The sequence below is a fragment of the Thermogemmatispora tikiterensis genome (assembly GCF_003268475.1).
GTDB classification, from domain to species: Bacteria; Chloroflexota; Ktedonobacteria; order Ktedonobacterales; family Ktedonobacteraceae; genus Thermogemmatispora; species Thermogemmatispora tikiterensis.
In genome coordinates this window covers 2,647,435-2,669,632 of sequence record NZ_MCIF01000002.1, presented here as the reverse complement: position 1 = coordinate 2,669,632, position 22,198 = coordinate 2,647,435, and the positions used below count along the sequence as shown (strand labels likewise).

General features: G+C 59.3%; 18 protein-coding genes, 1 tRNA gene, 1 pseudogene and 1 riboswitch. Of the genes and pseudogenes, 15 read left to right on the top strand and 5 right to left on the bottom strand.

Going from position 1 to position 22,198, the window contains the following annotated elements; genetic code table 11:
- Positions 1 to 221: 221 nt before the first annotated feature.
- Genes A4R35_RS10845 through A4R35_RS10800 form a run of 10 tightly spaced genes read left to right on the top strand, consistent with a single transcriptional unit; the run spans position 222 to position 10,770 of the window.
- Complete coding sequence (locus A4R35_RS10845) at positions 222 to 2,045, top strand: Cas10/Cmr2 second palm domain-containing protein (RefSeq protein ID WP_112429237.1); 1,824 nt, start codon at positions 222 to 224, stop codon at positions 2,043 to 2,045.
- Positions 2,029 to 2,829, top strand: coding sequence for an RAMP superfamily CRISPR-associated protein (locus A4R35_RS10840; protein WP_112429235.1), 801 nt, complete (start codon positions 2,029 to 2,031; stop codon positions 2,827 to 2,829). Before A4R35_RS10845 ends, A4R35_RS10840 begins: the two co-directional genes overlap by 17 nt.
- Entirely contained in the window at positions 2,826 to 4,124 is a 1,299-nt protein-coding gene (locus A4R35_RS10835; RefSeq protein ID WP_112429233.1) for an RAMP superfamily CRISPR-associated protein, read from the top strand. Before A4R35_RS10840 ends, A4R35_RS10835 begins: the two co-directional genes overlap by 4 nt.
- A gap of 1 nt (position 4,125) precedes the next feature.
- The gene (locus A4R35_RS10830; protein WP_112429231.1) at positions 4,126 to 4,635 is read left to right on the top strand and encodes a hypothetical protein; all 510 of its coding nucleotides are present in this window, start codon (positions 4,126 to 4,128) and stop codon (positions 4,633 to 4,635) included.
- Between the two features lie 3 nt (positions 4,636 to 4,638).
- Positions 4,639 to 5,112, top strand: a complete 474-nt coding sequence (locus A4R35_RS10825) for a hypothetical protein (protein WP_112429229.1) — start codon at positions 4,639 to 4,641, stop codon at positions 5,110 to 5,112.
- Positions 5,113 to 5,114: 2 nt separating this feature from the next.
- Complete coding sequence (locus tag A4R35_RS10820) at positions 5,115 to 6,065, top strand: RAMP superfamily CRISPR-associated protein (protein WP_112429227.1); 951 nt, start codon at positions 5,115 to 5,117, stop codon at positions 6,063 to 6,065.
- A 32-nt stretch (positions 6,066 to 6,097) separates the two neighbouring features.
- Positions 6,098 to 7,162, top strand: coding sequence for a type III CRISPR-associated RAMP protein Csx7 (gene csx7 / locus A4R35_RS10815; RefSeq protein ID WP_112429225.1), 1,065 nt, complete (start codon positions 6,098 to 6,100; stop codon positions 7,160 to 7,162).
- The gene (csx19, locus tag A4R35_RS10810; protein WP_112429223.1) at positions 7,159 to 7,842 is read left to right on the top strand and encodes a type III-D CRISPR-associated protein Csx19; all 684 of its coding nucleotides are present in this window, start codon (positions 7,159 to 7,161) and stop codon (positions 7,840 to 7,842) included. The genes csx7 and csx19 overlap by 4 nt, the downstream gene beginning before the upstream one ends.
- Entirely contained in the window at positions 7,839 to 8,996 is a 1,158-nt protein-coding gene (locus tag A4R35_RS10805) for an RAMP superfamily CRISPR-associated protein (protein ID WP_112429221.1), read from the top strand. Before csx19 ends, A4R35_RS10805 begins: the two co-directional genes overlap by 4 nt.
- Positions 8,908 to 10,770 carry an SAVED domain-containing protein gene (locus A4R35_RS10800; protein ID WP_112429219.1) on the top strand — a complete coding sequence of 621 codons (1,863 nt, stop codon included), beginning with the start codon at positions 8,908 to 8,910 and terminating at the stop codon, positions 10,768 to 10,770. The genes A4R35_RS10805 and A4R35_RS10800 overlap by 89 nt, the downstream gene beginning before the upstream one ends.
- A 183-nt stretch (positions 10,771 to 10,953) precedes the next feature.
- Here the strand turns inward: A4R35_RS10800 and rpsU are convergent, their stop codons facing one another.
- Positions 10,954 to 11,148, bottom strand: a complete 195-nt coding sequence (gene rpsU, locus A4R35_RS10795; RefSeq protein ID WP_052887903.1) for a 30S ribosomal protein S21 — start codon at positions 11,146 to 11,148, stop codon at positions 10,954 to 10,956.
- Between the two features lie 11 nt (positions 11,149 to 11,159).
- Positions 11,160 to 11,498: a zinc-ribbon domain containing protein gene (locus A4R35_RS10790; protein ID WP_069802928.1), complete on the bottom strand. Its 339-nt coding sequence runs from the start codon at positions 11,496 to 11,498 to the stop codon at positions 11,160 to 11,162.
- A 602-nt stretch (positions 11,499 to 12,100) separates the two neighbouring features.
- Here A4R35_RS10790 and A4R35_RS10785 point away from each other — a divergent pair.
- The 3 genes from A4R35_RS10785 to A4R35_RS10775 all read left to right on the top strand — a co-directional run bounded on the left by A4R35_RS10785 (position 12,101) and on the right by A4R35_RS10775 (position 16,155).
- Entirely contained in the window at positions 12,101 to 13,054 is a 954-nt protein-coding gene (locus A4R35_RS10785; RefSeq protein WP_112429217.1) for an MBL fold metallo-hydrolase, read from the top strand.
- A 43-nt stretch (positions 13,055 to 13,097) separates the two neighbouring features.
- The gene (locus A4R35_RS10780; RefSeq protein ID WP_189361646.1) at positions 13,098 to 13,463 is read left to right on the top strand and encodes a YrdB family protein; all 366 of its coding nucleotides are present in this window, start codon (positions 13,098 to 13,100) and stop codon (positions 13,461 to 13,463) included.
- Between the two features lie 316 nt (positions 13,464 to 13,779).
- Positions 13,780 to 16,155: a phosphoketolase family protein gene (locus A4R35_RS10775; protein WP_112429214.1), complete on the top strand. Its 2,376-nt coding sequence runs from the start codon at positions 13,780 to 13,782 to the stop codon at positions 16,153 to 16,155.
- Positions 16,156 to 16,291: 136 nt separating this feature from the next.
- Here the strand turns inward: A4R35_RS10775 and thiC are convergent, their stop codons facing one another.
- Both thiC and A4R35_RS10765 read right to left on the bottom strand, forming a co-directional pair.
- Complete coding sequence (thiC, locus tag A4R35_RS10770; protein WP_223258295.1) at positions 16,292 to 17,629, bottom strand: phosphomethylpyrimidine synthase ThiC; 1,338 nt, start codon at positions 17,627 to 17,629, stop codon at positions 16,292 to 16,294.
- A 58-nt stretch (positions 17,630 to 17,687) separates the two neighbouring features.
- Positions 17,688 to 17,801: riboswitch (TPP riboswitch) on the bottom strand.
- A 189-nt stretch (positions 17,802 to 17,990) separates the two neighbouring features.
- A complete protein-coding gene (locus A4R35_RS10765; protein ID WP_223258294.1) occupies positions 17,991 to 18,758 on the bottom strand; it encodes an SDR family NAD(P)-dependent oxidoreductase in 768 nt (255 codons plus the stop codon).
- Positions 18,759 to 18,967: 209 nt separating this feature from the next.
- Between A4R35_RS10765 and A4R35_RS10760 the strand changes: the two genes are divergently transcribed.
- On the top strand, positions 18,968 to 19,588 hold the full coding sequence (locus tag A4R35_RS10760; protein WP_112429213.1) for a TetR family transcriptional regulator: 621 nt from the start codon (positions 18,968 to 18,970) through the stop codon (positions 19,586 to 19,588).
- A 202-nt stretch (positions 19,589 to 19,790) separates the two neighbouring features.
- On the opposite strand, the gene A4R35_RS10755 is transcribed toward A4R35_RS10760, so the two are convergent.
- Positions 19,791 to 19,876 (bottom strand) — tRNA-Leu (locus A4R35_RS10755).
- A 324-nt stretch (positions 19,877 to 20,200) separates the two neighbouring features.
- Between A4R35_RS10755 and A4R35_RS10750 the strand changes: the two are divergent.
- A pseudogene (locus tag A4R35_RS10750) lies at positions 20,201 to 22,183 on the top strand (Ppx/GppA phosphatase family protein).
- Positions 22,184 to 22,198 lie beyond the last annotated feature (15 nt).

Genomic DNA, 22,198 nt, shown 5'->3' with positions numbered 1-22,198 from the left:
CTTTAATCCTCTCGGCATCTAGTCCTTTCCCGTTTGGGCTTGTGAGAGGAAGTAGCACAGCATCCACCTGCCTCTACGCAGCGCAGGTGGATGCTTTTTTCTTGCTATCGGCAGTCCTTAGAGTTATTGAAAGAAATCAGCAGAGGCTCTCATATGCAATTCCATCGAACTGTGCTATACTGCTCTTGTCTGCTGCAAGGTGCATCTTAACGGAGCAATGAATGGTGAAGGGAGGTAGCGCAGCCGTGGCCTATGCGCTGGTTATGCTCGACACCGATCGTATCAAAAACTACGTCTTCAGCACCGATCGCCTGAGAGAGATCCGTGGTGCCAGCTCCATCCTTGACCGGCTCAATCGTGAGGTTATGGGAGCCATCGCCAAGGACCTCGATCCCAACGCGCGAGTGGTCTATGCCAATGGCGGCTCAGGCCTCTTCTTGCTGGCTGAGGACAAAGCAGAGGAATTCGTGAGACGAGTCCAGGCCAGGTACCGCGAAGAAACTCAGGGTGGGGCTACTGTCACGGGCGCTGTGCAACGGCTGCCAGCAGAGCTGGCTGAGTCTGATCTCTGGCAGGCTAATCTGAGCCAGCAGCTTGATCTGTTGCGCTATAAGCTGCGCCGCGCCAAGGACTGCCCACCGGCCATCGTGGCCTTGCCGTCCCATCCGCTGCTCCGGCTCTGCGACTCCTGCGGCCTTGAATATGCTGCCGGGCAAAGCCCCTGGCGAGAGCCTCGGCAGGAAGAGCAGCGTTATTGCCCTGTCTGCCTTCAGAAGAGAAGAGAGGATGCTCAGATCAAGAAAAGTATTGAGAGAATGGCAGCCAGACCCCAGGAGGTGAGCCCTGACTCTGACGAGGAGGCGAAGCGAGCGGTACTCTGGGCCAACCTGATCTCTCGGTTAAATAGAATAGCGCCTGATTACTTCCTGGAGGATGGTAAGCCCATCGTGCCCAAGCGCCCGCACGATATCGATACCTTGCGCGCCGTTGCCAGCAGCGGTCGAGGTAGTGTCAGAGACTATCTCGGCCTGATCTACGCCGATGGCAACGGGATGGGCAGCAGGGTTGAAAAACTCTCGACCCTCAAACAGGTCAAAGAATTCGCCGGAGATATCGACAGTGCCATCTACGACGCCCTGGCGAGCGCGGTCGCCGAGCACCTCAAGCCGGTCCTCGTGAAGGGCCTGTTGGATGAGGAGGACAACGAAGAGGAGAATGGCCAGGCAAGACAAGAAGCTCAGCCAGAGGGCGACTATTTCTTCCCCTTCGATGTGCTCTTGCTTGGCGGCGACGACCTGATGCTGCTGACCAGCGGTGATCGGGCCCTGAACGTGGCGCTGGAGGTGGCCCGTGTCTTCCGTAAAAAGGCAGGTGGGCAGCAGGGCACACTCTCAGTGGGGGTAGTTTTTGCCCCTTTGAAGTATCCTTTCGGCCTGATGCACGATCTGGCGGAGAATGCGCTCAGGTTCGCTAAGAAGCAGGCTCGCGTGGACCAGTGGCGTGACGCTGGAGATGGCGACGACACGCGCATCAATTTCCTGGTCGTAGCTGGTGCTGGCACCCACGAATTTGACTATCTCTACAAGACCGTTTACTGCCGGCGTGAGGCCGGCACTGAATTCCGCGCCACACTGCGCCCCTATCGGCTCCCCGTGCTGGAGGATCTGCTACAAGCCATTCGCGGGGCGAAGCGCCTGGGTTTTCCGCGCTCCAAGTTGCATCAGCTACGCGAGGCCGTGCTCAGAATGAACCGGACCAGCGCCGTTCTCGAGGCCCTGACAGCCTTGCAGGGCTGCCGCGACAGAGAGCGTGAGTTTCTGTTGAGATGGCTCTATGAGTTCAGTCAGCGCTATCTCCTCCTGGGGAGCCAGTCGGGGACCAACTCCGGCAATATCCAGGGTTTCCCTCGCGTGATTTTCCCCTGGTCTCGGCTTCAGGGCCAGAGTCAGTCAGAGCAAGAGATCTACCTGACGCCGTTGCTCGATCTGGTTGAACTCTACGATTTTGTGACAGCGCAGGAGGGCGAGCGTGAGAGTGAGGACTGATCGCCTGTCCATTGATTACAGTCTGACCTTCCTGACCCCTTTCCACTTGGGGACTGGCTTTCGTCAGGGACTGGTTGATCGCACGGTGGCGCGCGATCGGCAGGGCCGCCTCTACGTACCTGGTGCCACATTCAAGGGAGTCCTGCGCGAGTGCTGCGAGCAACTGGCCCGCACCTATGAAGAGCTGGCTGAGATGCGCAATCTGTTAGCCTCTCCCCATGATGAGAATCTGGCTCTGCGCGGTCTCGGGTCGCGTATCAGCATGGTCACACGCATCTTCGGCTCGCAGATGCTGCCTGGAACGCTCTTCTTCGACAACGCTCACCCCGTGACCACCAGCGCAACAGAGCTGCCACAGTCGGGAGAGAGCACACGGGCAGCGGCAGCGCTGGAAGAGGGCGCTGCAAGGCAAGTGACGCTCTATACCCAGGTACGCCTGCGCCGCCTGACGCGCACGGCTGTCCCCGGAGCGCTCTACACCAGCGAGTTTGGCCTGCGTCATCTAACCTTCCACGGCACTATTCGCGGCTGGCTGACCTGCCTGCCTCTCGACGAGCAGCCGCGCAGCCCGACCTATTCGCTGCTACTCTTGCTCGCAGGCTTGCACCTGGTCGAGCAGCTCGGGGCCAATAAGTCAACGGGCAAAGGGCGATGTCGCTGTGAGGTGCTGCGTCTGGAAATCAACGGAGAGGAATATCCTTCCACGGAATGGCGCGGCTGGTTAAAGGAGCGTCTCGATGACCTGGTCTACTATTCGACGGCGCAAGAGGAGGCCTGGCAATGAAAACTTTTGCGCTGTTGCTAGAAGCTCGCTCGCCCCTGGCCATTCGGGCTGACCACGCTCCTTCCGGCTTTGGTTGTCTGGACTACCTGCCCGGAACGAGCCTGGCCGGGAGCCTGGCCAGCCTCTTCCGTTTGCTCTATCCTAACGAACGAGATGAGTTCAGACGCCTCTTTCTGAGTGGGCGCGTGCAATTCCCTGATCTGCTGCTCGCTCCTCTGATCCCGAGTGAAGATGGGCAGCAGAGAGAAGAACAGGAAATACCGCTCAGTCCTGTCTATCCACTGCCGCGCACAGCCCAAAGCTGCAAGCGGCACCCAGGCTTTAAAGGCGACAGCGGTCGGGCGCGGGACGAGGGTGGGCACGGTGTGTGTGATACGCTCTTTGCCTGGGCTGTCTTTGCTCTGCAGCCCGATGGTGAACCGCAGGCGATCAGGGCGCTTAAAAACCTGTACTCCTGTAAGGAGTGCGATGCCTCGATGCAGAGCATTACCGGCAGCTATGCGCATCATGAGGCGACCTTTCGGCTGGCCGATTATCGGGGAAGACGGCGCTTGCAAACGCACACGGGCATCGACCGCCTGCGGGGAACCGTGCAGGAAGAGATTCTCTACAATCGCGAAGTTCTGGACGAGGGAACCTGCTTCTGGGGACTGCTCAAGGCCTCCGACGAAGAGGCGCCTGCGCTCCAGCGTTTTATCGAAGAGGCGGGTCATTCGGGCCTGGTGCGTGTTGGCACTGGACGAACGCGCGGCCTCGGCTCAGTTGAGCTGACGCTGACTCCCCTGCAGGAGCCGTCGGCGTCCTGGGAACATTTCCGCCAACGCCTGCTGACCTTCGATCGCGAACTGAAAGACTATCTGGCTACCTACGGGACGCCAGGGCCTCGCAAGGGCCAGGGTCAGGGTACAGAGCCGTTCTACTTCGCGCTCACGCTCTATTCGCCAGCCATCCTCTGCGACGAGTTCCTGCGCTACCGTGGGCGCATCGATGAGGTAGTTCTGGCGGAGCTACTCGGCCCACCCTTCACCAGGGAAGAGCTGCGTGCTCTCCACATGGCCGCAGCGCTGCGTCGTATAACAGGCTGGAACGAGCTTTGGGGCCTACCGCGTGCGGCGGAGTATGCGATTGAGCGCGGCTCGGTCTTCCTCTTTGCTTACTGGATGCACAGCGATGCCGACCGTGACGAGCTGATCAAGGCCCTTTTCCGCCTGGAGGAGGAAGGCATCGGGCGCCGTCGCAACGAGGGCTTCGGTTCGGTGCGTATCTCCGATCCTTTCCATTTCGAGGTGTTGTGATATGAGTACAAGGGCTAATGCGCTCTCTGAAACGCAAATTGCGCTCGCTGTGAGCCGAGAGGCGGACAAAAAGGACTTCTACGAGCTGGCGGAACGCCTTGGACACTACGCCGCGGTTGTCCTGCAAAAAGAGCACCGCTCACAGATGACTGGACTGGAGGCGGTCGTCAACGGAACGCTCAAGCGTAGTGACGTGCTGGACTACGTTAAGAAACAAATCGGGCGTTTGGACGAATGGCGTAAACCATGCAGTGATGATCAGCGTGATCCTCAAACTGGCTTCGGCGAGCGCCTGCTGCAGGCCCTGGGGGGGGATCTGGGTGATCGTGCTGGCAGGCTGTGTGAGGAGCTAGGCGTCGATGAGGAAACCGAGGAGGGCCGTCAGCTGCGCCGGCGTCTCCATCTGCTCTTGATGCGCCGGTTTATCCGCTCAATGGTCGCCCATTATGAATGGCGCTCCATTATGGAGAAGACCAGGTTGCTGGATGCCTTCGTTGAGAGGAGGTCATAGCCCGTGCTCACCGAGGAGCAGATCAATACCATTGCCCTGCTTAGCGATGAGGTGCTCTATCGAGAGGCCGTGGCCTTCATGCGCCAGCTGCTCGAAGAGGAGGATTGCGAGCCGCTGCCCATGAGCCAGATCCAGGGTCTGCATGCCATCTCGCTGTCCCTGAGCTACCAGGAGCTGCGCCGCTTTGTGGCCCATCAGAACGAGCGTAACTGGCCCAGAGATAAAGAGAATATAAAAGTATTCTACAAAAAGCTGAAGGAGTATATGGAGTCTATGCAGAAAAAACGTCTGAAGAACGAGTTCCATCTCCTCAGCGATCAAGGGGGGCCGCGGCAGGTGATCGCTCAGACTGAGGAACTGATGGCGCTGCTGATGGCCGAATTCATCCAGCACCTGGCAGCGGAGAACAGCTACTTACTAGCCGTGCAAAAGCAGCAAAGTAGGCAGAAGAAAGCGAGTTCCTCCAGGAGTAAGTGATAATGGCAGTTCAAGACAAGCTCTATCAGGATGACCCTGTACGACGGCTACGCCTGCGCAACCGCTATCTCTTCACCGGGCGGCTCGTCATGGAGACGGCGCTGCATATCGGCGGCGGCAAACTCACGCTCAGCAGCAGCAGAAACCCGATTGTCCTGACGCCCGAGAACATCCCCTTCATTCCTGGTTCGAGCTTCAAGGGGGCGTTGCGCAGCACTGTCGAGAAACTGGTCGCTACCCTGGCTGAGCTTCCGCAGTTGCCTCTGCGCACCTGCGGTCTCATCGAGGGAGAAGCGGAGGAGCTAGAGCAGGCGCGACAGGAAGGGCGCCTTGATAAAATCTGTCCCACGGCGCGGCAACGTACCATAACAGAAGAGAGACGCCAACGTGGTGAACTGGCGCTTGAGAATATTCTAAAGGATCTGTGCCATACCTGTCAGCTCTTCGGTTCCCCCTTCTCCGCCTCGCGGGTCAACGTCAGCGACCTCTACATCCCCGAGGAGGAATGGAGCGGTATTATCCAGATACGCGACGGCGTGGCCATTGAGCGCGACAGCGAACGTGCCAAGGAGCGCCTCAAATACGACTACGAGGTTGTGCCAGCCAGCACCTCCTTTAGCCTGGAAATCACGCTAGAGAATGCCACCGCCGAAGATCGCTGGCTGTTGAGCCTGGGTCTCAGCGAGTTCGTCAATGGCTTCGGGGCCATTGGCGGCAAGCGCTCGCGTGGTCTGGGGGCCTGTCGTCTGCGCGATCTGCGCGTCTACATCCTGGAGCTGGAGGGGGAGGAAGGGAGTGCCGACGGAGGACAAAGAGCAGTGAGCGCCGAGGAGCGCACTCGTCGTTTGCAGCGTTACCTGCTGGGACGCAGCCCTGAAGAGAAATTTCACCGGGTCGAAGACGGTAAGAGCTTCCTGGCGCGGCAGATTGAGCAGCTGTTTCAAGCGAGCTAGCGCAAGAGATTGAGTGAGAAGGATAGTGGCTTATGCTCAAGCAACTGGTCAATGAAGCGCGCTTGCGCCTGCGCATCACCACCACCGGGCCCCTGCTCGTTAAATCGGGCTTGCCCACCGTCAGTGGGCCAGACATGGCCCCAGTGCTGACCTTTCGCAACGGGCGTCAGGAGCCATTCCTGCCCGGCAGCTCGCTCAAAGGGGTCTTCCGCAGCCACGTAGAGAAAATCGTCACGAGCCTGCGAACACGTGTAGTCTGTTATCCCTTTGCCATTAACAAGAGCGCGGAGACGAAGGACTCTCTAGAAGAGCGCCGTCGCACTCACCGCGACTCCTGTGGCGAGCGCTTCAATCGCGAGGTCAGGAATGATGAGCAGCGCCGTGCCCAGCTCGAAGCCCGTACCGATGAGGTCTATGGGCGCTCCTGTCCCGTTTGTCGTCTCTTCGGCTCCACCTGGTTTATTGGGCGCCTGGCTATTAGCGATGCCTATCTCGTTTCAAGTCCTATCCTTGAGCAGCGTGACGGCGTCGGCATCGATCGCCTGACCGGGGGTGCGGCCCACGGAGCCAAGTTCGAACTGGAGGTAATCAGCGAAGGGGTCACCTTCGAGTGCGGCATTCATCTGCGTAACTTCGAGATCTGGCAGCTGGGCATGCTCTTTGTCGTGCTGCAGGATCTGGAAGATGGCCTGATCCGTCTTGGTTCGGGCCGCTCGCGCGGTCTGGGTTGGGTCAAGGGAACGCTCAGCAGCGAAGAGCACGATGGCTGGCCTGGCGGCCTGGTCACGGCTACCATCCGTGGCAGCGACGCGCGTGAGCCACGCGATGAGCTTTGGGGACTGGGGCGCTGGCTCAATGAGCAGCCCACCTCTGGTGAACCCGGCTGGGGACGCTACGGTACCTGGTATGACGACCTGGTGAAGCTTCCGGCTGAGATTGAGCGTCTCCCGCGCGGTATTCGTCACCTGCGTATCTTTACCGGCGAGGCCCTGGCACAGCTCCGCGAGGAGGCCATCCAGCACTTTATTCGTCGCATTCAGGAATGGCCAGATGAGTCTGCGCAAGTCCCTGCCCTCGCAGGAGGAAAGCGCTCATGAGCACGAAGGCGTCTCCTGAAAGTGGCGCACACAACGCCGAGGTCATCGCCAGCGCCTCGCTACCCCACGAGGAGCTGAAAGAGCTGGTGCAAGCCTTCCCGCCGGGCGCCTACTTTCTCGGCGAGCATCTACCAAACTTCGTCGTGGATGATGATCGGAGCTGGCGGCGGCTGCTGGTGCGCTTGGCCCGGCTGAAGGAAGTACAGCAGGAGCAGGGTCCTCTCCCCTGGACCGTCTATACCTGGGGCCGGGTTTTCTCGGCAGAGGGAGAATTGCGCTGGGATAGCAGCGAGGGAAAGCTGCGCGTGGTCTATCTGGGCCATGAGCGCCTCCTGCCCGCGCGGCTGCGCGAAAGCAGTCAGCCACTGATAGGTCTCAGGCGTTGTTCGGTGAGCTACGATCTGTTTGGCGAGCGCCCTCGCGAGGTGAGAGCGAGAGAGGTGGGGGTCAGCGCTCAGGAGGAGCGACGCCTCTTTCTGACCACGCGCATTCCCCGTCCCTTGCTCTACCCGATCGAGGAAGAGGAACAGCAGGCCAACGGCCAACAGGTGGATAGGGTCAAGCTCAAGATCTCTCTCTATCAAGATCCTGCAACAGGAGAAACTGTCTACTTCCGCTGTACCGGCCTGGAGACCGAAGCTGCATCGACGAGAGCAAGGCCAAGGGGAGGAAGTCTATGAACCCGTACGATTTCGCGCGCATCGATTGGAGCCGTCCCCCGGAGCGACGTAAGCCTATCTGGCATGATCGCCTCTTCGGCAGCGATCTGCCCCGCCTCTACAGCGGCAGCCTGACGCTGCGTCTGACGGCGCGCACCCCTATCTTTATCCCGGCCCGTCCTGTCACCTCTGGTCCTAGAGATCCACGTAAGCCGGAAACGTTCATCAAAGATGGAACTGGCCACTATATCATTCCCGGCACCTCGCTCAAGGGTCTGCTGCGTAATCTGGTCGAGACCCTGGGCAACGGCTGCCTGACGCTCTTCGATGGCAACTATGAGCAGGAAAAAACGGGTGAACGAGGCCGCTATAAGGCACCGTACAGGGATAAAGTCAAGCCTGAGTTCTTGCATTGCGAGGACAAGGCGCACCTGTGTATCTCCTGTCGCATCTTTGGCTCGCTCAAGGAACGCAAAAGCGGCGTCTTCACAGGCAAGGTCAACATCAGCGATGCCCAGGCCGATCCAGAAACAGTGGCTCTCTACAAACCGATGTATACCCTGCCTCTGGTTGAGCCGAAGCCACACCACCGCGCTTTCTACCTCGACGAGCAAGAGCGTTGCATCGCCGGGCGCAAGTTCTACTTCCATCACGATCCTAATAAGGAGCCTTGGCAGGCGGACGGCTATCGCTACTTCACACGCGCGGAACCGGCCAACCGCTACATTCACCCGCTGGACTACGACACCGTCTTTTATGCTCGCCTCGACTTTACCACCCTGGAGCGCGACGAGCTGGGTGCGCTCCTGTTGGCCATCGTTCTCGAAGAAGACATGTGCCATAAGATTGGCTACGCCAAGCCGCTGGGCCTTGGCTCCATTGCCCTGGAGCCGCTGCGTCTGGAGCTGATTGACTACGCACGACGCTATAGTCTCAGTGCGCGTGGCCAGGGCGGCAGAGAGCAACTGGAAGGCGAGGCCCTGACGCAGTTTATCGACGAGTTGGTAGAAGAGTTCAAACGCCAGCACTTGCAGCGGCTGGCAATGGAGGATCTGCGCCGCATCTGGCGCTGGCCGCCCGATCCTGATGTTGAATACTGCTATCCCGACAAGTCCTGGTTCGATCAAGCGGAAAACGCTCGCAAACGCATCGCTGAGACGCGCGATGCGCTGTAGAAGGGAGTCTCTGATGGAAGCGAGCCGATCAACAGCTCTTGAAATTCTTTGCCTGTATGCTAGTGAGGATAAGCAAGGCTTTGAACAACTGAGTAAACACCTGCATCATATTAACGAAATAAATGATATTCAGAATATTTCCCCGGGAAAACCAGTAAAGCCGGAGCGAAGCCGACTGATCAATCAGGCGCGGCTGATTATCATGCTCGTCAGCCCTGACCTCTTGTCTTCACTGAGAGAAGAGACCAGCATGGCCTTGGAACGGGCAAAGAGTGGCAAGGCTGCACTTATTCCAATCTTGTACAAGACCGTGGCCCTCAGAAGCACCGACCTGGCCGAGCTACAGCTCTTACCGCGCAATGGGGTGGCAGTGACTCAGCGAGAGGGAGATGATCGCAATCAAGCATGGACGGAAATTGCTGAAGAGATTCAGAAGATCTGGCAAGAGCTTGCCGCCACTGCTCCCTCTGTTGTGGGAGAGAAAGCAGGGACAGCGGCGAGTGTACACCAGAATGCTCCAGTACAAGGGCAGGAGCAGGACCCTGCCAGGCCGGCCACCGTTTTCATCAGCTCCGCTGGCGATGCCGGCGAAAACCGCGAACAGCTAGAACTCATGCTGCGCCTGCGTGGCCTCAAGCTCTGGCACCGCGACAGCGAGGACCTGCCCTTTCTCGGCATCTGGGAAAAAGCAGCGGAGCGGGCCGTGAGTGAGTTGGCTGATGCCTACCTGCTCTATCTCACGCCCGAGGCTCTCAAGAAGCCTCAGCTCTGGCTACCCGAGGCGCGCGCCGCCCTACAGCGCCACGAAAACGCGCCGGAATTTCCTATAGTTGTAATTCTGCAGGGGGTCAGCCGGAAAAGGGCACAGAACGCCCTGGCAAAGGTCAGTCTCGGGAAGCTGAATGATTTCGTGTGGGAAGAGCTGCAGTCGCAAGCAGTCGATCAGAAGCTTCAGCAGCTAGCCCGGCGTATCCTGCGCGAGGCTTTTCTCCAGCGTCGAGTGAGGGCAGGGGAGAATCATGAAATCTGGATTGGGCTACGCACCTTTGTTTCTGGAGAAGATAGCCCCAGACTCGATCTCTCGGTTGATGCCAGGGGACTTTTCCTTAGAGATGAGCGTAGCGATGTGCGGCGTGTTCCTTCGCTCGCTGAGTGGCAAAATCTCATTGTTCCAGCGCTACAAGATATCAAAGGACTGCTCGCGGGCGTTGGCCCCGGCTCTGGAGAAAGCCTAAAGGTTCCGATCAAAGCAGTCTATTCGCTGGCCTACCTGTTCGGCTTCATTTTCCAGGGGATGAGGCTACAAGTACGTGACGAAGCAAGACAACAGTATTGGGATAGCGAGGGACCTCCAAGTGATTCTATCCCTCTTACCTGTGATGAGAGCAGCCGGGAGGGAGATCCCCACACAGCGATCGTAGCTATTTCTATATCGAATGATGTTCGAAAAGGTATAGAAACATACTTGCATCAAGCGGAGGACAAGATTAACTATAGCCGTTTCATCCATTATTCGATGGCAGAGGAAGTAGACCACACTCGGGCAGTGAAAGATGGGAGCCATGCCCTGGCCATCGCGCGTCAGATTGGGCGTGATTTACGCCGTCTGCGCAGCCAGGGCATCGTTCATATTCATCTCTTCTCATCGCTCCCGGTGGGGCTTGCGGTCTTGATTGGCCAGCAGCTAAATGCAAGTGTGTTCGGCCCGGTTTCCTTGTATGAGTATTCTTCAGGCAACTATTGCTATACCTGCACGCTCAATCAGAAAGAGTAGAGGAGCATTGTGCGGATAGGAGTCTACACAAGACTCTGCTTAAAAAGCGGGGACTTTGTGAGATCGTACATCAAGCAGTAGAAGAGCAAGCGCTTTTGTTGCCAACCCTTCTACTGCTGCTATTGCTGAGTCTGCTACTGAGAGGCAGTCAGGTGCGGGAGCCTGTGTGACCTCGTATGGAAGCTAGCGGCGTGTGCGTGTATGGCGGCGGCGGCGACGACGGGCCACGGCGGCCTTACGCTTGCGGCGATCGCTGCGGCTCTCGTAGTGCTTGCGGCGGCGCACCTCGGCCAGAATACCGGCGTTCAACACCTTGCGATTAAAGCGTTTAAGAGCAACCTCAAAGGACTCGTCGGGGTTCAGGCGAACTTCGCTCATCTCGGCCCGCCTTACCAACGCGCGCGGCGGCCCTGGCCGCGCCCGTACGACTCCTGGGGACGATAGCAATCGCTGCAATAAACGGGGCGATCATCGCGAGGCAGGAACGGCACCCGGGCCTCATTGCCGCAACTAGCGCAGGTCACCGTGTACATCTGGCGCTCCTCACGCCCGTAGCCACGGCCACGACGCCCACCGCTCGCCTTGCGCGCCGCCCGACAGCTGGGGCAGCGGCTGGGAGTGTTGGTCAAGCCGCGGCTGGCAAAAAACTCTTGCTCTCCAACGGTAAAGGTGAATTCCTGGCCGCACTCGCGGCAGACCAGGATTTGGTCCTGTCCAGGGTTAATCATGTAGATAGTCTCCTTACGCGCATTTCTCCGCGGAGGGAAATGCATTGGGACTCGTCTGACAGCGCTCTTAGTCTGCAAGCCGCCAGACGGCAAAAGGCTATAGGCGCGGGAGCGTGCGACCTGAGCCTAGCAGAGTAGGGGCAGCGTCGGCGCGGAGCCGCTGAATGACAAAGAACGGCGTGCCAAAAAAAGCCGCTGCCCGTAACCATGGGCAGCGGCTCTGACAGTTCGCTTCCATGTGTCCTTTGCAGCATACCACACTCTCCGTCTCTCGTCAAGCCTCCCATCCCAACTGCCAAAAGCTCGTCTGTTGCTTCCCCCACAGCCTTTTTTGCCTCGCTGTGGCCGAGAGTTAGTCAAAAGACAACCGCCAGCAAGTGCCTGCCAGGCGTGCTCGCCTCCTCCCTCTCTGGCTTGCGGTCGCCCACATTTCTGCTATATGCTGAAACTACCTTGTCTAAGCTGGCAACAGAGGGCGAGCCAGGCAGCGGCGAAAATGTCAATCCCAGTCCAGTCCGACCCGGTCCAAGAGAGAAAGCAGCCAATCGATCAAATCACGAGAAAAGCCGTTGTGCTACTTTTACGCCAAAGGAGCACTACTCATGAGCGAACAGGTGACGCTATCCCCAGTCGACACGATCGACGTCACGATTCTCGTTGATAACAGTGTCGATGTCCTGCTGCCCGGCAACGAAATGGTTCAGCGGGCCCCCCTGGCCGTAAACTGGACCGAGCGCGAGCAGCTCATTGCCGAGCACGGCTATGCCCTGCTGCTCACAGTGGCGAGCAACGGGCGGCGCGCTTCTCTGCTCTACGACGCTGGGCTTGGGCGCAACACCCTCTTGCACAACATGGATGTGTTGGGGGTGCGTCCCGCTGATCTACGGGCCATCGTCCTCTCTCACGGCCATGCCGACCATCACGGTGGGTTAGAGGGCGTCGTACGCCACCTGGGAAAGCGTGGCCTACCGCTCTTACTCCATCCCGATGCCTGGCGCTACCGGCGCATCGTCTTTCCAACCGGCACCGAAATCCATATGCCCCCACCGAGCCAGGCCGATCTCGATCGCGAAGGCGTCACTATCATCGAAGAACGAGGTCCTTCATTGCTCCTCGATGACACGGTGCTGGTCACCGGCCAGGTTGAGCGCATCACCGATTTCGAAAAGGGTTTTCCCCTGCAACAGGCGCGCACAGAACACGGCTGGGAGCCCGATATCTGGGTCTGGGATGATCAAGCTATCGTCTGCCATCTCAAAAACCGCGGCCTGGTAGTGCTCTCCAGTTGCAGCCACGCCGGCGTCATCAATATTCTGCAGCATGCGCGCCGGCTCACCGGCATCGAGACCGTCTATGCCTTTGTGGGCGGCCTCCACCTGAGCGGAGCCGTCTTCGAGCCGATCATCCCGCGCACCATCGCCGAGCTGCAGGCAATTGGCCCCAGTGTCATTGTGCCTGGGCACTGTACCGGCTGGCGCGCAACTCATGAGCTGGCTCGCGCCTTGCCCGCGGCCTATGTCCAGACCAGCGTGGGTACCACGCTGCACTTTGCCTGATGTTCCCTCTTCTCTCTCCTCGTGTGCCAGAGCAGGGGCAGAAATGGGAGAGATTGTCACCGTTGTCATGCTCAAAGAGTTAAATCGCGCTCTGCGCTTCCTGCTGGAAGTAGCCTTGATCCTGACATTGGGTTACTGGGGAGCAAGCACCAGTCTGGCGCTCACGCTCAGATTCTTCCTGGGGCTGGCTCTGCCCCTGCTCGCAATGCTTGTCTGGGGCCTACTCGTGGCCCCCAAGGCGCGTCACCGTTTGGTTGATCCCTGGCGGCTACTGATCGAGCTGGCCCTGTTCAGCCTGGCTGCGCTGGCTCTGTGGGATCGGCAATTCTATCTACTCGCTATCGCGCTAGTCGCGCTCTTCCTGCTTAATCGCCTCGCTCTCTCGCTCTGGGGACAAAACACGGTCTAGCGGACGGACTGCAGCGACACCTTTTGCGTGGCCCAATCGTACCTGTGACAGAGCGGGGATGACTGTTGCCACTGTACCTCTGCTACTGGTTGTATGGCATTGGGCCGTTTTTGTGAGAGTGAGCAGGATAGCTGTGAGCAGGCTGTGAGATGCCCTTGCTATGCTCAAAAAGAAAACGAGCGATGCTCACTGGCTATGTCCGAAGATGACTACGGCTGTGACCTTGAGCGAGGATCGCTGCAAAAGCTGCTAGAGTAACTGTTAATTGTCAAGTGGGTATTCTTGCCTTGTTTGTCGCTGAACAGAGGAGGGAAGCATGTCGACCGCTGCCGGAGCGCGTACACTCAGCCAGCAGCAGCTAGAATTGATGCATAAGTATTGGTGTGCCGCCAACTACCTGACTGTAGGGCAGATCTACCTCCAGGAAAATCCCTTGCTCAAGGAGCCACTGCGGCCCGAGCATATCAAGCCTCGGTTGTTGGGACATTGGGGCACCTCACCTGGTCTGAATCTCATCTACGTTCATCTCAATCGCCTGATCAAAGACTATGACGTCGATATGATCTTTCTGGCAGGACCCGGGCATGGTGGTCCGGCGGTGATTGCCAACGTCTACCTTGAAGGGACCTATTCAGAGATCTACCCGGAAGTGAGCCAGGACGAGCAGGGGCTGCGTCGCCTCTTTCGCCAGTTCTCTACTCCTGGCGGTGTGCCCAGTCATGTCGGCGTTCCCATTCCTGGCTCCATCCACGAAGGGGGCGAGTTGGGCTATGTGCTGGCTCATGCCTTTGGCGCTGCCTTCGACAATCCCGATCTCATCGTAGCTGCCGTTGTCGGCGATGGCGAAGCCGAGACCGGTCCCCTGGAAGGCTCCTGGAAAAGCATCAAATTCCTCAATCCCGTCCGTGACGGAGCCGTGCTTCCTATTCTCCATCTCAACGAGTACAAGATCTCCGGTCCGACGGTTCTGGGTCGCACCAGCGACGAGCGGATTGAACAGCTCTTCTCGGGGCATGGGTACCACGTCTACTTTGTCGAGGGGGACGATCCGCTTGCAGTGCATCGTAGCCTGGCCGACACGCTTGACCGCTGCTATCACGAGATCCGCGGCTACCAGCAGCAGGCCCGGACCCAGGGTCTCAGTGGCGTACCGCGTTGGCCGCTCATCGTCCTCCGTACACCCAAGGGCTGGACCGGTCCCAAAGCAGTCGATGGGGTACCCATCGAAGGGACCTTTCGGGCCCATCAGGTCCCTCTGGAGGGAGTACGAACGAATCCGGCCCATCTCAAGCTACTGGAGGACTGGTTACGCAGCTATCACCCCGAAGAGCTGTTTGACGAAAGCAGACGCCTCCACCCCGCATTGGCGGCTCTGGCCCCGCAAGGTGAGCGCCGCATGGGCGCCAATCCTCATGCCAACGGCGGCAAGCTGCTCGTTGACCTGCGTCTGCCAGATTTCCGCTCCTACGCAGTCGACGTCTCCAAACCGGCTACCAGCTACTATAGCAATACGCGCCCGCTAGGGGTCTTTCTCCGCGACATCTTCAAAGAGAACGCCGAGCAGGCCAACTTTCGCTACTTCTGTCCCGACGAAACCAACTCCAATCGGCTCGGCGACGTCTTCTCCGTCCAGAATCGGACCTTTTTGGAACGCATTCTGCCCAGCGATGACCATCTCTCGCCGGATGGGCGCGTCATGGAGGTGCTCAGCGAGCATCTCTGCGAGGGCTGGCTAGAGGGCTATCTCCTGACCGGCAGGCATGGCCTGTTTGCCACCTACGAAGCCTTCGCCATGATTGCCGACTCCATGATCATCCAATATTCTAAATGGCTCGAAGGCGCGCGCGCCCTCGCCTGGCGGGCGCCGATCGCCTCGCTCAACCTGCTGTTGACCTCCACCTGCTGGCGCAACGATCATAACGGCTTCTCCCATCAAGGCCCGGGCCTTATCGATACCCTGCTCTCACGTCGCGGTAGCATTGCCCGCATCTACCTGCCACCCGATGCCAACTGTCTGCTCTCAGTCGCTGATCACTGCCTGCGCAGCCGTGACTACATCAACCTGATCGTGGTCGACAAGCAGCCGCATCTGCAGTATCTCAGCATGGCCGAGGCCATCGAGCACTGCCGGCGCGGCCTCTCGATCTGGTCCTGGGCTGGCAACGCGGAAGATGGCGAACCGGATGTCGTGCTTGCCTGCGCCGGGGACGTCATGACAATGGAGACCGTGGCCGCCGCCTGGTGGCTTCGTCGCCGGCTCCCGCAGCTCAAGGTACGTGTCGTCAATGTCGTCGATCTGATGACGCTCTATCCTCCAGAACTGCATCCGCACGGCCTCGACCGCGCAACCTTTGTCGCCCACTTCACTGAGGAGAAACCTGTCATCTTCGCCTTTCACGGCTATCAGCGCGCTGTCCATCAGCTCGTACACGGACGCCCCAATCCGGCCCGCTTTCACGTCCGTGGCTACAACGAGCAGGGAACCACGACCACACCCTTTGATATGGTCGTCCTCAACGAAGTCAGCCGCTACCATCTCTGCCTGCTGGCGATGGAGCACGCGCCGCGCCTGCGCCATCTCACAGCGCCGCTCGTGCGCGAATGCGAGGAGCAGCTGCGTGAACACCATCGCTATATCCGCGAGCACCTGGAGGATATGCCTGAGATACGCGACTGGACCTGGACGGATTGAACTCTGAACGGGAGCGACTCAAGGAAGCGATGTTGTTGTGCTTCTCTTGAGCCGCTCCCCTGTAGTTTCAAGCGCAGCAGGAGGCAGCAGGATCTGCCTCCAATGGGGACCGCAGCGGCTCAGCAGATGTAACCCCTCAGCGGGCCAGCTGCTCCGCCGTCTGTGGATGTGGACTACCGTCCCGTTGCTGGCGACGCAGCACATGCTCAACAAGATTCATCGGGCAGAATGGCCCACACATTGAGCAGGCCCGCGTCTTAGAAGCGCGCTCGGCGAAGATGCGCCGTGCCTCTTCGGGATAGAGCGCCAATTGAAATTGAGTATCCCAGTCGAGGCGATAGCGAGCCTCCGACATCTGGCGGTTGCGAGCCAGGGCCTGGGGATGGCCGCGAGCTACATCAGCGGCGTGGGCGGCGATTTTGAAAGCCACCACTCCCTCGTAGACCTGGCGCGGGTTAGGCAGGCCCAGGTGCTCCGCCGGCGTCAAATAGCAGAGCATATCGGCCCCATGCATGCCGGCCAAGGCCCCACCGATTGCTCCGGCGATATGGTCGAAGCCAGCAGCGGTATCAACGGGCAGCATGCCCAGGATGTAGAAGGGTGCGCCCCGACAGAGCTTCTTCTGCAGCTGGACATTGGTCTGCACTTCGTTCAACGGCACATGGCCCGGTCCCTCGACCATCACCTGCACACCTGCGCGCCGCGCCCGTTCGACTAGCTCTCCCAGGATGATCAGCTCGCCTACCTGCGCGCCGTCGAGATCATCGGCCAGCGACCCAGGACGAAGACCATCCCCCAGGCTCAGCGTCATATCGTACTGGCGGGCAATCTCCAGCAGCCAATCGAAATGCTCGTAGAGCGGATTCTCCGCCCCGTTCTCCAGCATCCAGGCCGCGAGCAGGCCACCGCCGCGTGAGACAATCCCTGTCACGCGCTCCGCCTGCCGGTAATGCTCCAGATTCTGACGCGTCACCCCACAATGCACAGTAATAAAATCGACGCCGGCCTTACCGTGCTGTTCAATCGTCTCAAACAGCTCATCGGCGCTCATCTTGAGAAAAGAACCCTTCTCGCGCACCGCCTGAAACTCGGCCTCATAGATGGGCACTGTGCCCAGAGGAACCACACAGGACGCTAGCAGCGTCTGGCGAATGGCAGCGATGTCGCCACCGGTCGAGAGATCCATGACGGCATCAGCTCCTGCTTGCTGTGCCAGGGCCAGCTTGTGACGCTCCTCTTCTACATTGACATAGTCGTAGGAGGTACCAAGATTGGCGTTGACTTTTACCAGGAGGCCCTGGCCGATGGCAGTGAAGTGGGAGAGTGTGCGATGGTGAGGATTAGCGGGAATAACCGCCAGACCGGCAGCCACCTTTTCGCGAATCGCTTCAACGGGGAGACCTTCGGCTTGGGCCACGTAGGCCATCGCCTCTGTAATCTGGCCCTGACGGGCCTGCTCAAGCTGAGTTGGCACTTGTTCCACCTCCGGTCATGATCTGGGACTGACCTGAAGGGGAACCGGCAGCGGGTTGGGCAGCCAGACGGACCCTTCCCTCCGCCGGTATTACCCGGGTCAGGTTCGAGGGGTCGGCCCCGCTTACAGAGGCCCTCTCAGCCCGGTTGCCCGAGCTCCCCCAGGTCCAATCAGAAGCGCTCAGTCTTCTGCTAAGAGAATCATACCATAGTGGTTCTGCCGACCTGGCCCGCTCGATGGCCGGCAGCGGGCTTCCCTGGCCGGCTGAGTGCGGTGTATGAGTGAGAGAGAACAAGAGGGAAGAGGAACAGCCGAGGCCGCAGCGCTGCCAGGCTCCGACCGCTCCTCAAGCAGGAATAACTCAGGCTGCCAGCCAGCCCCCGTCAACGGGCAGAATGGCCCCATTAATGTAGCTTGCTTCTTTGGAGGCCAGAAAAGCGATGGCCGCAGCGATCTCGTCAGGCGAGGCTACCCGCGAGGGGGCACTGGCGTGAATGAAGGCCCCAACGCGCTCCAGGCCAGACTGGCTTGGCGTACCCTGTCCCAGGCCAATAGCTGTCGCCACCGCTCCCGGACAGACGGCATTACAGCGAATGCCACGCTCGCCGTAGTGGAAAGCAATGCTGCGAGTCAGGCCGATCAGGCCGTGCTTGGAGACCGTATAAGGGGTGCCAGCAGCGCCGCCGCGCAGGCCAGCCTCGGAGGCCGTATTAACGATCGTACCGCTGCCCTGCTCTAGAAAAATCGGAATGGCCCGGCGGCAAGCCAGGAAGGGACCGTAGAGGTTCACTGCGAGCACGCGCTCCCATAACTCTAGGGGAACCTCGGCGGCGGGCGTCATCAGATCCATGATGCCCGCATTATTGCACAGGATATCAAGCCGTCCATAGGTCGAAGTGGCCGTCGTCAGCATGGCCTCAACGCCGCTCTCCGAGGCCACATCGGCGCAGCAGGCGCAGAGCTTTGCCCCCTGTCCTTGCAATTCCGTCACCAGTGCCTGCAACGGCTCCTCGACAATATCGACGGCGACCACCGCAGCCCCTTCGCTACTCAGGCGCTGCACCAGTGCGCGACCGATGCCCGACGCGGCTCCTGTCACCACGGCGACCTGTTGCTCGAAGCGCATCATCTCTTGCTTACTCCTTCTCTGCTAAGCTGGAGACATCAGAAGCTGGAAACTAGAAGAGAAACGCTGAGTCATCCCTGCTCGTTGCCAGATCCAGGCGGCGCTTGACGGCCAGAGCTGCGGCGTCAGTGCACGTGTGGGCTGGTTGTCAACGCCGCTTGTTCGCATTATAATGTCACTAACTGACAAAAGTCAATGAAAGACAAAAAGGAATGAGTGACACGGCGATCTCAGAGCAGGATCAGGCCGGACGGCCTGGCCTACGCGAGCGCAAGAAGCGCCTCCTTCAGGAAGCCATTGAACAAGCCGCACTCAAGCTCTTTCTACAGCGCGGCTACGAGCAGACCTCAATTCAAGATATTGCCGAAGCGGTGATGATCTCGCCGCGTACCTTCTTCCGCTACTTCCCATCCAAGGAAGAAGTCTTGCTGGGGCCAACGCGAGCGGTCATGCGGGCCGGGCTAGAGTATCTGCGTACCCTGCCGAAGGGGCAGTCAGAGGATGAGGCGACGAGCATGGCGCTAAGAGCTGCCATGTTGCACATTGCTCATCTCTACCAGCAACAGCGCCACAGTTTCCTGCTTCGCTATCAGATCGCCCGCCAGATTCCATCGGTGGCTGCATTCTACCTCTATGCCCTTTTGGAAGCCGAAACGGCTTTCTGTGATCTCCTCCAGGAACGCGCGGGAGGGGCGCGTGAGTATGGCCAGCTTCGCCTGTTGGTGGCGACCCATGTGGTTGCCCTGCGAGTTGCGCTGGAACGATGGCTTGATGAGGGAGCGGAGGGTGACCTCCAGGCTCTCGTCACAAGCTATCTTGAGGAGCTGCACTAAGCACGTTGAATGCTGACCTTCCTGCCCCAAGCGCTGGTAGCGAGTGCCGTGGGTAGAAGAGAAAGGGTGGTGGCCGCTAGCTCTGGGGGATGGCCAGGCCATCGGCGGGAGAAGCCTGGTATGGCCAGCCAGCGGAAAAAAAGAAGCTGCCGTATGTGAACGGGCCTGTTCAGCCTGCTCACATACGGCAGCTCAAGAAGGGTGCCGAAGGTGGGATTCGAACCCACACGCCCGTGGTAAGGCACAACGCCCTGAACGTTGCGTGTCTACCAGTTTCACCACTTCGGCTCGTGCCTGGGACCCGCTGCCTATCTGCCTGAGCGGCGGGGCTTTCGGTTCCGTGACGCTATATTACTCCAACTCGGGCTTTCTGTCAAGGGGTTTCCCGAAGAATTTTTCAATTGGCTGCTTATCCCGGTCCTCTTCTCCGGCTCGCGGGCAAGCATGCTATAATGAGACAAAAGCGGCCAATTGTCGGTTTGCCTGAGAGGTGGCCTGGGTTCTGCCAGCGGCCAGCGCAGCGCGAAGGAGCTGGCGAATCTGGTGGCCTCGAGGAGACCGTGCTGTCAGACAGAAAAAGCAGGTCCTGCAGAGAGAGCGAGACAAGCATCTATGGGAGCAGAGTCGCGGCCAATTCGAGCGGCCATCGACATCGGGAGCAACACGATTCACCTCGTCGTTGCCCGTTGCTGGCCTGATCGTCTGGACATTCTTGCCGATGAGCTTGACCTGACGCGTCTTGGGGAGAGCGTTAACGCCAGCGGCGCCATCTCTGAGGAAAAGATAGAACAGGCCTTAGCGGTCATTGCGCACTACGTCGCCCTTGCTCGCCGCCTGGGAGCGGAAACCATCCTTCTGATTGCCACCGAGGCCATTCGCCGGGCCAGCAACCGAGAGAATTTCCTCGAACGAATTGAGCAGCAAGTAGCGCTCCCGGTGGCCCTCATCAGTGGCGAAGCCGAGGCTGTGCTGACCTTCTATGGGGCCACCTATGAACTCTATCACACAGGGCGAGCTCCTCTTGACCTCGGGGTTGTTGATCTTGGCGGAGGAAGCACCGAGCTGGTCACTGCCCACGACGGGCGCATTACCTGGCGTTGCTCCCTGCCCATTGGCTCAGGCTGGCTGCTGGATCGCTATCTGACCTCCGATCCTCCGACCCGTCAGGAACGTGCGACCGCGCGAGCCTTTCTGCGCGATTACCTGCAGGCGCTCTCCATCCCATACTACCCGCCCGTGCTGGTTGCCACTGGTGGGAGCGCCAATTCGCTTTGGCTGCTGGCTGAACGGGCCTTTGGTCTGCCGTCTCACCAGCGCTCCCTGAGCGGCGATGACTTAGCGCAATGCGAGGGACTGCTGGCGGCCCTCTCGGCGAGCGAGATCGCCGAACGCTACAGCCAGCCTTATAAACGGGCCCGCATTCTCCCTGCCGGTGCCCTCATCTTGCGCTCCCTGCTGGCGCGTCTGGGGTTGGATCAGCTACTGATTAGTCCCCACGGCATTCGCGAGGGGGCTTTGCTAGCCTATGAGCGCTACGGGCCAGCTTGGCTGCACGAGGTTGAGAGGCAGGGAGCTGTCGGTGATCAGGATCGGACCCTGGACCAGCAGCAAGTGACCGAGGGGGCCAGCCCAGACAGTTTTCTTGCCTATGGTCGGCGCCTACTTACTGAGCGCCTGGAGAAAATGCTCTCCTGGCGTCGTCTCCTCTTAAAGGAAGCTGATGAGGAAGCGATCCATAAGATGCGCGTGGCCTCGCGGCGTCTGCGGGCGGCTCTTGACGCCTATCAAGGCTATCTAGAGCCAGTGGCCTTCAAGAAGCTCTATCGCCGCCTCAAAAAAACTGCAGCTCTCCTCGGCACTGTGCGCGACAGCGACGTCCTGTTGCTGAACCTGCAGGCACTGCTGACAGAAGCTGAGACTGACGATCGACCGGCGCTCCTGTGGCTGCTGGCCGTGCTGGAGGAGCAGCGTGGTCAGCAAGTCGCCGTTCTAGAGAAGCATCTGCGTGAGCTAGATGGCGAGGCATTGCGTGCACAACTGCTGGCCTGCTTTGCAGAAGAGGAGTGTTAAGGAATGGCCAAAGCCCAGCCTGTCAAAGGTCTTGATCCCTGTGCTCCTGCCGCACGCAATGCGCGACTAATCGCCTTGCAGCGCTTAGAAGAACTCTATAGCTGGAGCCGGGCCGCGGACGATCCGCGCGACACGCTGCACCAGCACCATCTACGTATTGCTGTCAAACGGCTTCGCTATACGCTGGAGCTATTCCAGGAGGTGTTACCGCAAGAGTGTCATGCTGTTCTAGCAGAGCTGGAACAACTGCAAGAAGAGCTGGGAAGACTCCACGATCATGATGTGCTCATTGCCTTGCTCAAAGGAATACTGACCGGACAGGACGTTGTTGATGAGGCGGCGGAGACCGCAAGCCTTCTCCAGGCTCTGGGGGAGCCACCTTCTGTGGTCCAGGAGAGCCTCCGTCACTTGCTACCGCGTCTCCTCCAAGAGCGCGAAGTGCATTTCTTCACCTTCCGTCAACATTGGTACGAGCTTGAAGCTCGTCACTTTCGACAAGAGCTGCAAGCCCTCTTACGTAGCTAGCGGAGCGGAGTGGCA

What these genes read in the sequence shown, in the direction of transcription:
- A4R35_RS10845 (WP_112429237.1), top strand. Translation starts at nt 222, where the DNA reads ATGGTGAAGGGAGGTAGCGCAGCCGTGGCCTATGCGCTGGTTATGCTC.
- A4R35_RS10835 (WP_112429233.1), top strand. Translation starts at nt 2,826, where the DNA reads ATGAAAACTTTTGCGCTGTTGCTAGAAGCTCGCTCGCCCCTGGCCATT.
- A4R35_RS10830 (WP_112429231.1), top strand. Translation starts at nt 4,126, where the DNA reads ATGAGTACAAGGGCTAATGCGCTCTCTGAAACGCAAATTGCGCTCGCT.
- A4R35_RS10820 (WP_112429227.1), top strand. Translation starts at nt 5,115, where the DNA reads ATGGCAGTTCAAGACAAGCTCTATCAGGATGACCCTGTACGACGGCTA.
- csx7 (WP_112429225.1), top strand. Translation starts at nt 6,098, where the DNA reads ATGCTCAAGCAACTGGTCAATGAAGCGCGCTTGCGCCTGCGCATCACC.
- csx19 (WP_112429223.1), top strand. Translation starts at nt 7,159, where the DNA reads ATGAGCACGAAGGCGTCTCCTGAAAGTGGCGCACACAACGCCGAGGTC.
- A4R35_RS10805 (WP_112429221.1), top strand. Translation starts at nt 7,839, where the DNA reads ATGAACCCGTACGATTTCGCGCGCATCGATTGGAGCCGTCCCCCGGAG.
- A4R35_RS10800 (WP_112429219.1), top strand. Translation starts at nt 8,908, where the DNA reads ATGTTGAATACTGCTATCCCGACAAGTCCTGGTTCGATCAAGCGGAAA.
- rpsU (WP_052887903.1), bottom strand. Translation starts at nt 11,148, where the DNA reads ATGAGCGAAGTTCGCCTGAACCCCGACGAGTCCTTTGAGGTTGCTCTT.
- A4R35_RS10790 (WP_069802928.1), bottom strand. Translation starts at nt 11,498, where the DNA reads ATGATTAACCCTGGACAGGACCAAATCCTGGTCTGCCGCGAGTGCGGC.
- A4R35_RS10785 (WP_112429217.1), top strand. Translation starts at nt 12,101, where the DNA reads ATGAGCGAACAGGTGACGCTATCCCCAGTCGACACGATCGACGTCACG.
- A4R35_RS10780 (WP_189361646.1), top strand. Translation starts at nt 13,098, where the DNA reads ATGGGAGAGATTGTCACCGTTGTCATGCTCAAAGAGTTAAATCGCGCT.
- A4R35_RS10775 (WP_112429214.1), top strand. Translation starts at nt 13,780, where the DNA reads ATGTCGACCGCTGCCGGAGCGCGTACACTCAGCCAGCAGCAGCTAGAA.
- A4R35_RS10765 (WP_223258294.1), bottom strand. Translation starts at nt 18,758, where the DNA reads ATGATGCGCTTCGAGCAACAGGTCGCCGTGGTGACAGGAGCCGCGTCG.
- A4R35_RS10760 (WP_112429213.1), top strand. Translation starts at nt 18,968, where the DNA reads ATGAGTGACACGGCGATCTCAGAGCAGGATCAGGCCGGACGGCCTGGC.